The following is a 12545-nucleotide window of genomic DNA, read 5'->3' on the forward strand; positions in this document are numbered from 1 at the left end:
TATAAGCTTTTCGTGCAGTGGGACAACAAGTGAATATTTTATTTGCAGTATCAGAATGTGTACCATTTGTTAAATCGGGAGGATTAGCTGATGTAGCAGGTGCGCTCCCAAAAGAGCTAAAAAAATTAGGCGTGGACGTTCGCGTTATACTTCCAAATTATAGTCTTATTCCGCAAAAATTAAGGGATGGATGTACGTTACATAAAGTAATTAACGTCCCGCTTGGGTGGAGAAATCAATATTGCGGAATTTTAAAAGGTGAGCAGGACGGGATTACGTATTACTTAATAGATAATGAATATTATTTTAAGAGAGATTCTCTGTATGGTCATTATGATGACGGAGAGCGTTTTTCTTATTTCTCGAAAGCGGTTTTAGAGTGTATTCCGCATCTTGATTTCGAAGTGGATGTTCTTCATAGCCACGATTGGCATACAGCTATGGTGAATTTCTTACTGCGTGAAAAGTATCAAGATAACCCATTATATGAGCATATTAAAACGGTGTATACGATTCATAACTTGCAGTTCCAAGGTGTATTTCCTCCTGAAGTGATGTACGACTTGTTAGAACTTGGTGATGAATATTTCCGTAGTGAGCAGCTAGAGTTTTATGGAAATGTGAACTTTATGAAGGGTGGGATTATCGCTTCTGATCGAATTACAGCGGTTAGCCCGACATACAAAGAGGAAATTCAATATGAGTTTTTCGGTGAGAAGTTAGATGGGTTGTTACGAAAACATAATGGTAAGCTTAGCGGCATCGTAAATGGAATTGATACGAGCGTATATAATCCAGAAACGGATTCGTATATTACTGCTCAATATGATGCAGAGTCATTAGAGGAAAAGAATGAAAATAAACGCGCATTGCAGCGTTATTTTGGTTTGCCAGAAAAAGAAGATACACCAATTATTTCGATGGTAACGAGATTAACGAAGCAAAAAGGTCTTGATTTAGTACGTACTGTATTCCGCGAAATAATGGAGGAAGATGTGCAATGTATTATTTTAGGATCAGGTGATTCTGAATATGAACAATTCTTTGAGTGGATGGCATACGAGTATCCTGAGAAGGTAAAAGTGTATATCGGCTTTAATGAAGAATTAGCTCACCAAGTATATGCGGGAAGTGATTTATTCTTAATGCCATCACTATTTGAACCGTGTGGACTTGGACAACTTATCGCATTAGCGTACGGTACGATTCCGATTGTAAGAGAGACAGGCGGATTAAATGATACTGTACAATCTTATGACGAAGAAACTGGAGAAGGAAATGGTTTCAGTTTCACGAACTTTAATGCACATGACATGTTGCACACGGTTCTTCGTGCAATTGAATTTTATCATGATAAACCAGTATGGGAGCAACTTGTAAAACAAGCGATGACTGAAGATTATAGCTGGGAGAAATCAGCTCTTGCCTATAAGAAATTATATAAAAGTCTCATGGAATAACATGTAGGTGGTGAAGAAATGTTTACTCATGTTGAAAGTTTCAAATCAGCTTTTCTAGAAAAGTTAGAGACGATGTATGGTAAAAGTTTCAAAGACTCTACAACTCGTGATCAATACAATACGCTTGGGTACATGGTACGTGAGTATATGAATAGTCAATGGATTGCAACGAACGAAAGTTATCGGTCTGGAGAGCAAAAGCAAATGTATTACTTATCCATTGAGTTTTTACTTGGGCGTTTACTTGGAAGTAATATATTAAATTTAGGCATTAGGGATGTATGTGAACAAGGACTTTCTGAGCTTGGGATTTCATTGCAAGAATTAGAAGAGGTGGAAGCAGATGCAGGTCTTGGAAATGGTGGACTTGGACGATTAGCAGCCTGTTTCCTTGATTCACTTGCATCTTTAAACTTACCAGGTCATGGCTGTGGAATTCGTTACAAACACGGCTTATTTGATCAAAAAATTGTTGATGGTTATCAAGTTGAATTTCCAGAACAGTGGCTTCTTCATGAAAACGTATGGGAAGTAAGAAGGCATGATCAAGCTGTAGAAGTAAGTTATTTCGGCAATGTTGAATCGCTATACATTGATGGGCGTTTAGAGTTCAGACATACGAATGCAGAAGTGATTATGGCAGTACCGTATGACGTTCCAGTAGTAGGTTATGAGACGAGCACTGTAAATACACTTAGACTTTGGAATGCGGAACCAGTTCCTTTCCCGCAAAATTGCAAAGATATTTTGAAATATAAGCGTGAAACAGAGGCGGTATCGGAGTTTTTATATCCAGATGATACGCATGATGAGGGGAAAATACTTCGTTTGAAACAACAGTATTTCCTCGTATCAGCAAGTTTGCAAAATATTGTTCGGATGCATAGAGAAAGATATGGTGACCTTCGTCAATTACATGAGAAAATTGCGATTCATATTAATGATACACATCCAGTTTTGGCGATTCCAGAACTGATGCGTATTTTATTAGATGAAGAAAAACTAGCATGGGAAGAAGCTTGGCACATAACGACGCAAACGATTTCTTATACGAATCATACGACGTTATCAGAAGCACTTGAGAAATGGCCAATTCACATTTTTAAACCGTTATTACCGAGAATTTATATGATTATTGAAGAGATTAATGAACGTTTCTGTCATGAACTTTGGGAACGTTATCCGTATGAATGGCATCGTATTGAAGAGATGGCGATTATTGCGCATGATCTTGTGAAAATGGCTCATTTAGCAATTGTCGGTAGCCATAGCGTAAATGGTGTTGCAAAAATTCATACGGAAATTTTAAAGCAACGTGAAATGCGATTATTCTATGAGTTTTATCCAGATAAGTTTAATAATAAAACGAATGGAATCGCTCATAGACGCTGGTTAATGAAGGCGAATCCGCAGCTGACGAACCTTATTTCAGAGGCGATTGGAACAGAGTGGAAGAAAGAACCGATTAAGCTTCAAGCGCTGCAATTAGTTCAACACGATACGAGTTTCCAGGAGAAATTTGCAGAGGTAAAACAAGAGCGTAAAGAGATTTTAGCGGAGCGTATTCATAATAAAATGGGGATTACAATTGATCCTAATTCTATTTTTGATGTGCAAGTAAAAAGACTGCACGCTTACAAACGACAATTATTAAATGTTCTTCATATTTTATATTTGTATAACCGTTTGAAAGAGGATACTAGTTTTACATTTTATCCGCGTACTTTTATTTTTGGAGCGAAAGCATCACCTGGCTATTACTATGCGAAAAAAATTATTAAATTAATTAATGAACTCGCAAGGAAAGTGAATAATGATCCGTACGTAAGCCAATATATGAAAGTTATCTTTCTAGAAAACTATCGAGTGTCTGTAGCAGAAGATATATTCCCAGCTGCGGATGTTAGTGAGCAAATTTCAACTGCGAGTAAAGAAGCATCAGGAACAGGTAATATGAAATTTATGATGAATGGTGCGATCACACTCGGCACGTTAGACGGTGCTAATGTTGAAATAAAAGACAGAGTCGGTGATGATAACTGTTTCATTTTCGGTTTAACGGCTGAAGAGGTTCTTCATTACTATCAAAATGGTGGGTATCGTGCAAGTGATTATTATCACCACAATATGCATATTAAAAAAGTAGTAGATCAGTTAACGAATGGTTTCTTTGCACATTCGGGAGCTGAATTTGAAGCGATTTACGATTCTCTCGTAATTCAAAATGATGAATACTTCGTTCTGAGAGATTTTGGTCCATATGCGGAAAGACAAGAAGCTGTCGGTAGAGCTTATGAGAACCGAACGAAGTGGCTAGAAATGTCGATTTTAAATATTGCACAATCTGGTCATTTCGCGAGCGATCGAACGATTTTGCAGTATAGTAATGAGATTTGGGGTATTGGTAATGCGGTTACACAGTATTAAAGTGGTTGCTACGTCGGAAAAGACGATATGAAAATATATCGGCGATTTTTTGAATATATCAGCGATTTTTAAGATATATCGATTTACCGACAAAAATTGAAACTAATAAAGAAACCGAGCTTAAATTCATTAAGCTCGGTTTTCCTTTTTTGCTTAAGAAAGAAATGGAATAGCGGTATATATTATACCTGTTCCACCATATTCTCCTGTCGCAAAGTATGAAAATGTAAAGAAACCTGTAAACGAAAAAATTATAATGAGAAAAAGTGCAAAGATAAATTTTAGCATGTAAGGTCCCCTCATCCGAAAATAATTTCATATATTATTATAGTATAAGGATGTTTTATTTCCAATTGTTTACTGGTTAAAAATGAGAAGTCAGACATGTTTTGTATGTTTTCATGGCATGATTATTTGTAATAGATTTTGTGTTTTTTGTAAAAGTCATGTTGTGATGAACGTGTGCATATTCCCAGTCTTGTTCATTAAAATGGACATTGCGCGGAGGGAGAAGAGGAACGACATCAAATAAATTAACAAAGCGAAAGCTACTAGCTACTTGTAGTTTATAATAATTACGAAATGCAATATCTCCCACTTTGGGAGAGGCAAATGTATAAAGACCGTACTGTGCGAAGGCGGTGTTGATACGCGCATCGAGTATATGTAGTGTGGCGAGCGCGCCGCCTAAGCTATGGCCTGTTGCAAGAAGTTTTTTATGGGCTGGTAGTGATACGAGCATATCCATAATAGAATCTCGGCAAGATTCATAAATGGAAAGAAAGCCGTTATGGACATTTCCGCTATTTAAAGCATATGGGTATGGTTTTTGGTTAACGAGTGAATCGATAATCCAGTCTGTATCTGTTTGTGTCCCGCGAAAAGCTACAATAATCGTATCCTCAGATTCTAGTATGAATCCGAACCATTCTGTCGTTTGAATCGTTTTTCCTTGAAAGCCTTGTACATATTGAAAACCATCTGGTATTTCGAAAATCCCATTTTGTTTATATTGTTCATACGTTAACTCGCAACAAGAAGCTAACAATATGGCAGTATCTTTATCGAAGGATAAAGGAGTACGCATTAAGGAAGCCCTCCTTACGAAAAGGTATAGTTCAATATATGCGGTGAGGGACTTGATTCATTCTTTTGAGGAGGCTTGAACCTTTATAAATATGAAGAAGAAGCGCGGCCAAATGAGGCTATGGAATTCAAAGTGGTTTATACAGTCAAAAAAAAAGATAGTTCCCTATAAAGGAGACTATCTCTTTTTTGTTTTATTCTTTCCCATCTAATAAACGACCAAGTCCACCTAAAACGCTGCCTTCACCACTGCTTTGTGCTGCTGGGCTTGTCAGGCGTGCTGCTAAACGGCTAAGTGTTAAGGACTGAATCCAAACTGTTCCAGGACCTTCTAGCGTTGCGAAGAATAAACCTTCACCGCCAAATAGAGCTGTTTTTACTTTTCCAACGAATTGAATATCGTAGTTAACGTCTTTTGTCATGGCAACGAGACAACCTGTATCGATGCGAAGTCTTTCGCCAGGTTTTAATTCACGCTTATATACAGTCCCTCCTGCATGCATGAAAGCGAGTCCATCACCTTCAAGTTTCTGCATGATGAAACCTTCACCACCGAAGAAACCAGTTCCAATTTTTTTCGTAAACTCAATTCCGATAGAAACGCCCTTTGCTGCACAAAGAAACGCGTCTTTTTGACAAACGACTTTCCCTTGATATTGTGTTAAATCTACAGGAATAATTTTACCAGGATAAGGGGCAGCAAATGATACGTGGCGCTTGCCATGACCTGTATTTGTAAAGACAGTCATAAACATACTTTCACCTGTAACAAGACGCTTACCAGCGCCCATTAATTTACCGAATAGACCACTAGATGGGCCAGAACCATCACCGAAAATGGTTTCCATTTCGATATGATCTTCCATCATCATCATTGCGCCAGCCTCTGCGATAACGCTTTCTTCTGGATCTAATTCAATTTCAACGAACTGCATATCATCGCCGTATAACTTATACTCGATTTCGTGTGCTCTCATTTTTTTCACCTCGTATGTAATAGATACTTATATTGTACAGAATTTAATAGGATTAGAATACTTTAGTTTTGTTAATTTTCAAATAAAGTGGAACTTTAATCAGTTTAGGCTCTCCCTCGCGAATAGCGTGATAAAATATGAATATGGAAATTCAACATTATATTAAAATTATAAAAAAATAATGAAATGAAAGTGTTCTCATTTGACGTTTTTGATATAGCGTGATATAGTGAAAGCACTATTGAGCTACATAATGTGGTACGGAAATAAAGCACGTTGAATTAAAGGCTGTAAGCTTGTTATACATTCATGTCCTTTATATCCACCTTTTCATGTGGATTCATAGTTTCATTTTTATTTAGGAGGTACATGACATGCAAACAGGTAAAGTTAAATGGTTTAACGGCGAAAAAGGTTTTGGCTTCATCGAAGTTGAAGGCGGAGAAGACGTATTCGTACATTTCTCAGCTATCCAAGGCGAAGGCTTCAAAACTTTAGAAGAAGGTCAAGAAGTTTCTTTCGAAATCGTTGAAGGAAACCGCGGACCACAAGCAGCTAACGTTACAAAAAACTAATTAGCTAGCGAAAAAAAGCATTCCGAATTTCGGAATGCTTTTTTTATTCTTTGGAGCTAGATTCATTTGAAGTTAACTCGCCTTTAAACGTACGTTCTTCAAAGTCATCAAGCATTTGTTCATACTCTTCATGTTCTTCTGTGGCGAAAACTTGCGGATTTTTGCCATACATATCTGTTCCTATAAAGTTTTCGAAATCCTCTACATACCCAACATTTTCCTCGCTATTTACGTACATGCCATTATAGTTTTTGGAATCCTGTCTTTCTAAATCGGAAGGTGTTTCTGATGTCCCGTAATTTGCGACATCTTGCCATGCATCTTCAGCATCGTATTCTACAGAATGATTTTCATCGTGCTTGTGAAAAGAAGGAGCCAACACCTCTTCTTCAACTGGTCGCGTGTTCATATTTAATTTATTTGTAGTGTGCTGAATACACGTTGTAGCGGTTGGCATTGCCTCTAATCTTTCAAACGGAATCTCTTCGCCAGATACTTCGCAAATTCCATACGTACCTGCTTCAATTTTTTGCAGAGCATGTTTCGTATCTTCTAGCTGCTTATGCCAAAATTCGATGAGCCCGAAATCTTTTTCACGTTCGTACAATTCTGTAGCCATATCACCTGGATGATTGTCATAGCTAGATAATTCTCCAACAGAATCGCGTTCAGAAGCACGATCTGTATTCTCATGAGTTTGTATTGTTTGTTCAACTTCTTGCTGTTGTTTTTCTAAAATCGATTTAAATTGATTTATTTGTTGTGGAGTTAACATAGTCGTCCACCTTCCTACAATTCAGTTTCTTTACATAGTATGAGCGTTGAGAGTAGGAATTATGAGCTGAATTTCAGCTCGGAAATCGGTATAAAAAAGGAGCCGCGTCAGCAGCTCCTTTTAAAGGAAATATCCAAGCAATAATCCGATTCCCATGAGGAGACCGAAGATTGTATTTGTTTTTGCTGTTGCAATCATCGCAGGTACCATTTCCATTGGAATGCTTTTGCCGATAAAACCTTTCGTCGCTTTAAATGCTTTCGGTGCACTTAAAAATACGATAAGCATCCATGGTGATACGATGTTAACGATAATTAGAGCGATTGTCCAAATATAAGAAACGATGAACATAGAAGCGAGTACACCAACGGCTCTTTCGCGTCCAACGAGAATTGCTAACGTTTTACGGCCATTTTCTTTATCACCATCTAAGTCACGAATGTTATTAGCTAGTAAAATGGCACCAATTAAAATGGAGCTTGGAATAGCTAGTAAAATGACTTCTGATGTTACAGTTCCAGTTTGAATAAAGAATGAAATTCCAATAATAATGACACCCATAAATAATCCAGCTGTTAACTCTCCAAATGGTGTATAGGCAATTGGAAGTGGGCCACCTGTATAAAGGTAAGCAACGGCCATACAAACAAGACCGATTGCCGCAAGCCACCAGCTAGAATTCATACAAATATAAACACCTAATAGTATTGCGATGCCGAAAAATCCAAATGCTAAGTTAAGCACTGTTTTTGGCTGAATACCATCGCGGACAATAGCGCCGCCGATACCAACTGACCCTTCGTGATCGAGTCCTCTTTTATAATCAAAGTATTCATTAAACATGTTTGTTGCTGCTTGAATGAGAAGGCAAGCAAGAAGCATCATAAGGAAAAGAGGGAGATGTATTTGATTTATACCTCCGACCTGCATCGCATAGGCTGTTCCGATGAAAACAGGAACGAAAGCTGCTGTTAATGTATGGGGACGTAGTAAACTCCACCAAATGCGCCAGCCTGTTTGCTTACTTGGCTTTGGCGCCGTAGGAGAGGAATTCGTTTCGACGTTCATTTCCATGTTGAATCCTCCTTTGGTCACATATTGTACACAACTAAGTGTAGAAAAAGCATCATTTAGTGTCAACGTTTATTTTCTAGGAAGAGAAGGTGAATTTCTCAGAAATGCTAAACGTTGACAGGCCTTTCGTTTGAGGTGTATCTTAAAATCAAGCGTAATTATGACTATTTTTCGCCCATAGGGGGGAGACAATTGTGATTCAAACGAAACAAATAGGCTTGCAAGAAGTTCTTAGTGCGGCCGTTAAACGTGCAACTGATGAAAAAATATTGGTTAGTTTTGTAAAACAAATAGACTGGATGGATCCGCTTCTGTTTTATGCAGCAGGAAAAAGGATTGCATTCGAAAATAGATGTTATTTTGCAGACCCAGCTCAGCATGTAATATTTGCTGGAATTGGCTCTGTTTTCACTATAGCAACTGCTTCTCACAAACGCTTTCAAATGGCTCGTGACGAATGGGATAAAGTAAAAGAGAAAGCATTTGTACAAAGAGAAAAATACGAATTTGGAACAGGTCCTCTTTTATTTGGTGGATTTTCATTTGACCAAGAAAAAGAGAAAACGGACTTATGGAAAGAATTTGATGATACGACATTTTCACTACCAGCATTTTTATTAACTGTAAAAAATGAAAAAGCATGGTTAACAATGAATACATTCGTTTCAGCAACGGATTGTGCAGAAACTCTTTATAACGAAATTATTTCTTTAGAAGAGAAAATTTTTGTGGAGAGCAAATGTGCATTAGAAGGATCGAAATTAACTGTTACTTCTAAAGTAGAAGTGGATCCGAAAGGCTGGATGAAGGCCATTGAGAAAGTGCAAGATGAAATGAAGCAGGGGAACGTGCAGAAGGTTGTATTAGCGAGGGAGCTAAAAGTAGAGATGAATCAACGTATTGATTCTGCTCTTGTTTTAGAAGCACTTCGCATTGGGCAACCGGATTGTTACGTATTTTCTTTTGATTATAAAGGAGCATGCTTCTTAGGAGCGACGCCAGAGAGATTAATTCGCAAAGAAGATGAGAAGTTTACTTCGATGTGTCTTGCTGGTTCAACTGGTCATGGTCAATCTATAGAAGAAAGTAAACGAAATAGTAATGCGCTTCTTCATGATGAAAAGAATTTAGCTGAACACGGTTATGTTGTGAACATGATCAGGGGAGTATTAAATGAGCACTGCGAATCCGTTAATATTCCGGAAAGTCCGGGTTTATTAACAACGAAAAACTTAATTCATTTATATACGCCTGTAGAGGCAAAAGGCGATGCGAGTCTTTTAACAATGGTAGAAGAATTACATCCAACACCAGCTCTTGGCGGGACACCTCGTTTGGAAGCGATGAAACTGATTCGTGATGTTGAATTGTTAGACAGAGGATTATATGGCGCACCGATTGGCTGGATAGATGATGAAGGAAATGGTGAATTTGCGGTTGCACTTCGCTGCGGATTATTAAATGGCGCGAAAGCATCCTTATTTGCCGGTTGCGGGATTGTAATTGATTCTGTACCGCAACTTGAATATGAAGAAACAAGTTTGAAATTTAGACCGATGCTTGGTGCTTTGGAGGAATTAATGAAATGAACAATCATATAGAAGCATTATCATATTATTTAGGCGCGTTCGTAGATGAACTGACGCGTCTAAATGTATGTGATGTTGTCATTAGTCCAGGCTCACGGTCAACGCCGATTGCTCTACTAATGGAACAACATGAAGGAATGAACACATATTTACATGTAGATGAAAGATCTGCAGGATTTTTTGCGCTCGGTATCGCAAAGGCGAAAAAACGTCCTGTTGCATTATTATGTACGTCAGGAACGGCAGCAGCGAACTATTATCCAGCTGTATGTGAAGCTTTTCATTCGCGAGTGCCGCTTATCGTCTTAACGGCTGATAGACCGCATGAATTAAGAGATGTCGGTGCACCACAAGCGATGAATCAAATTAATTTATACGGTACGTTTGTGAAGCAATTTACAGAGATGGCACTTCCAGAAGCGAGTGAAGCGATCTATCATTACGCTCGCATGACGACGCAGCGCATGATAGCCAGCGCACTTCTAGCGCCGCAAGGACCTGTTCATCTTAATTTTCCAGTTCGCGAACCGCTTATTCCGGACTTTTCATTAGAAAGTTTATGGGATAAAGGACGCGGGGAATATACAGGAGTAGTTCAGCAAGGGAACGTGATGATGCCGAGTGAATATGTAGATTCTCTTGTAGGGCGCCTTTCACACATGGAAAAGGGGCTTATTATTTGTGGAGATGATAGTCATTCAGAAATCGCAGCGTTTGCGGCAGAACTAGCTGAAAAAACGGGATATCCAATATTAGCGGATCCACTTTCTAACATGCGTAGCGGACAGCACGATAAAACGATGGTAATTGACTGTTATGACACATTTTTACGAAATGAACTGTTAAAAGAAACGTGGAAGCCGGAAGTTATTATTCGCTTTGGTGGTATGCCTGTTTCTAAAGCGTTAACGCAGTTCATCAAAAAACAAGCGAAAGCCGTTCATATCGTTGTTGAAGAATCTGGTCAATGGAGAGACCCAGCTCTCGTTGCGACAGAAGTTGTACAGGCAAGTGATATTGCATTTTGCAGTGCACTAATAGAAAAAATGCCAGTTATAAAAAAGAATGATTGGTTCGGAATGTGGCAACATATAAACGAAAAAACGAAGGAAACGCTTCGTGAAATGGAAACATATGAAACTGCATTTGAAGGGAAAGTGATTACGGATATCGTCCGCGTACTACCAGAAGGGGCAACATTATTTGCGAGTAATAGTATGCCAATTCGTGATACAGATTCATTCTTCTTCACATCGGATAAAAATATTCAAGTGATGGCAAACCGTGGTGTAAACGGGATTGACGGAATCATTTCGACAGCTTTAGGAGCGAGCATGATTTGCGATCCGCTCGTATTAGTTATTGGTGATTTATCATTTTATCACGATTTAAATGGACTGTTAGCCGCAAAATTACATGAATTAAACATAACGATTGTCGTTGTAAATAATGATGGTGGCGGTATTTTCTCATTCTTACCACAATATGAGAAAAAGGAACATTTCGAATCGTTATTTGGAACGCCAATTGGGCTTGATTACGAGCCTGTTGTCAAAATGTATGGTGGTTCATTTAGTCGTGTAAATGGTTGGGAGCAATTCCGAGAAGAGGTACAAAAAGGAGCGACAACGGAAGGTTTACACGTTGTAGAAATTTGTACGAACCGTGATGAAAACTTAACATTGCACCGTAAATTATGGGCAAAAACGCAGGACGTAATTACTACATCGTTGCAAGGTGAATCAAAATGAACGTAACGCTGCAAGGTGTATCGTATGAATATGAAGTAGTCGGAAGCGGGGAACCACTTCTACTTCTTCATGGTTTTACGGGAAGTATGGAAACGTGGTGTTCTTTCGTTCCTTCTTGGAGCGAGCAATTTCAAGTCATTTTAGTAGACATTGTTGGGCACGGAAAAACGGAAAGTCCTGAAGGTGTGACTCGTTATGATATTCGAAATGTAGCATTGCAAATGAAAGAACTACTAGATTACCTTCATATTGAAAAAGCGCATATACTTGGCTATTCAATGGGCGGTAGACTGGCGATTACGATGGCATGCCTATATCCAGAGTATGTACATTCTCTTTTATTAGAAAATTGTACAGCAGGGCTTGAAAGTGAAGAAGCTAGAAAAGAACGCTGTGAAAAAGATGAGCGACTTGCCAATAAAATTGAGCAAGAAGGCATCAATAGTTTTGTAACGATGTGGGAAAATATTCCGCTGTTTGAAACGCAAAAAAGTTTAGCAAAAAACGTACAAGAAGCAGTGCGAAAAGAAAGACTTGCTAACAATCCAAAAGGACTTGCAAATAGCTTGCGCGGCATGGGAACAGGGGCTCAGCCTTCATGGTGGAACGAGCTTCAAAACTTAAAAATGCCTGTTCTTTTAATGAACGGGGAGCATGATGAAAAGTTCTTTCGCATATTAAAAAACATCGAAAAATGCGTCTCTGACGCAAAATTTTTCAAAATTGATGGTGCTGGCCATGCAATTCATGTGGAACAACCGGAAAAGTTTGATACAATAGTAAAGGGATTTCTAAAAACTATGCAGTGATGCTTTTTCATCTAAGAAGGAA

General features: G+C 38.4%; 11 protein-coding genes. 6 read left to right on the plus strand and 5 right to left on the minus strand.

Annotation, left to right across the window (positions count from 1 at the left end):
- Positions 1 to 29: 29 nt before the first annotated feature.
- Together glgA and glgP are read left to right on the plus strand one after the other, a co-directional pair.
- Positions 30 to 1460 carry a glycogen synthase GlgA gene (glgA, locus tag ACTFOB_RS22580; protein ID WP_151631727.1) on the plus strand — a complete coding sequence of 477 codons (1431 nt, stop codon included), beginning with the start codon at positions 30 to 32 and terminating at the stop codon, positions 1458 to 1460.
- Positions 1461 to 1478: 18 nt separating this feature from the next.
- Positions 1479 to 3887 carry a glycogen phosphorylase gene (gene glgP / locus ACTFOB_RS22585; protein WP_440029134.1) on the plus strand — a complete coding sequence of 803 codons (2409 nt, stop codon included), beginning with the start codon at positions 1479 to 1481 and terminating at the stop codon, positions 3885 to 3887.
- Positions 3888 to 4040: 153 nt separating this feature from the next.
- Here the strand turns inward: glgP and ACTFOB_RS22590 are convergent, their stop codons facing one another.
- The 3 genes from ACTFOB_RS22590 to ACTFOB_RS22600 all read right to left on the minus strand — a co-directional run bounded on the left by ACTFOB_RS22590 (position 4041) and on the right by ACTFOB_RS22600 (position 5950).
- Positions 4041 to 4175: a hypothetical protein gene (locus ACTFOB_RS22590; RefSeq protein WP_081257150.1), complete on the minus strand. Its 135-nt coding sequence runs from the start codon at positions 4173 to 4175 to the stop codon at positions 4041 to 4043.
- A gap of 76 nt (positions 4176 to 4251) precedes the next feature.
- A complete protein-coding gene (locus ACTFOB_RS22595) occupies positions 4252 to 4974 on the minus strand; it encodes a lipase family protein (RefSeq protein WP_151631725.1) in 723 nt (240 codons plus the stop codon).
- 193 nt (positions 4975 to 5167) lie between these two features.
- Positions 5168 to 5950, minus strand: coding sequence for a TIGR00266 family protein (locus ACTFOB_RS22600; protein WP_440029131.1), 783 nt, complete (start codon positions 5948 to 5950; stop codon positions 5168 to 5170).
- Between the two features lie 374 nt (positions 5951 to 6324).
- On the opposite strand from ACTFOB_RS22600, the gene cspD reads away from it, so the two are divergent.
- A complete protein-coding gene (cspD, locus tag ACTFOB_RS22605) occupies positions 6325 to 6525 on the plus strand; it encodes a cold-shock protein CspD (RefSeq protein WP_001193053.1) in 201 nt (66 codons plus the stop codon).
- A 43-nt stretch (positions 6526 to 6568) separates the two neighbouring features.
- On the opposite strand, the gene ACTFOB_RS22610 is transcribed toward cspD, so the two are convergent.
- Both ACTFOB_RS22610 and ACTFOB_RS22615 read right to left on the minus strand, forming a co-directional pair.
- On the minus strand, positions 6569 to 7300 hold the full coding sequence (locus ACTFOB_RS22610) for a yteA family sporulation protein (protein ID WP_440029129.1): 732 nt from the start codon (positions 7298 to 7300) through the stop codon (positions 6569 to 6571).
- Between the two features lie 120 nt (positions 7301 to 7420).
- Positions 7421 to 8374: a 1,4-dihydroxy-2-naphthoate polyprenyltransferase gene (locus ACTFOB_RS22615; protein ID WP_440029127.1), complete on the minus strand. Its 954-nt coding sequence runs from the start codon at positions 8372 to 8374 to the stop codon at positions 7421 to 7423.
- Positions 8375 to 8568: 194 nt separating this feature from the next.
- Between ACTFOB_RS22615 and ACTFOB_RS22620 the strand changes: the two genes are divergently transcribed.
- Genes ACTFOB_RS22620 through menH form a run of 3 tightly spaced genes read left to right on the plus strand, consistent with a single transcriptional unit; the run spans position 8569 to position 12523 of the window.
- A complete protein-coding gene (locus ACTFOB_RS22620) occupies positions 8569 to 9963 on the plus strand; it encodes an isochorismate synthase (protein WP_440029126.1) in 1395 nt (464 codons plus the stop codon).
- Positions 9960 to 11714 (plus strand): 2-succinyl-5-enolpyruvyl-6-hydroxy-3-cyclohexene-1-carboxylic-acid synthase, encoded by a 1755-nt coding sequence (gene menD, locus ACTFOB_RS22625; RefSeq protein WP_440029125.1) that lies wholly within the window; start codon positions 9960 to 9962, stop codon positions 11712 to 11714. Before ACTFOB_RS22620 ends, menD begins: the two co-directional genes overlap by 4 nt.
- Complete coding sequence (menH, locus tag ACTFOB_RS22630) at positions 11711 to 12523, plus strand: 2-succinyl-6-hydroxy-2,4-cyclohexadiene-1-carboxylate synthase (protein ID WP_440029123.1); 813 nt, start codon at positions 11711 to 11713, stop codon at positions 12521 to 12523. Before menD ends, menH begins: the two co-directional genes overlap by 4 nt.
- Positions 12524 to 12545: the final 22 nt, after the last annotated feature.

The organism is Bacillus cereus group sp. MYBK79-1, from assembly GCF_051915365.1.
Lineage (GTDB): Bacteria > Bacillota > Bacilli > Bacillales > Bacillaceae_G > Bacillus_A.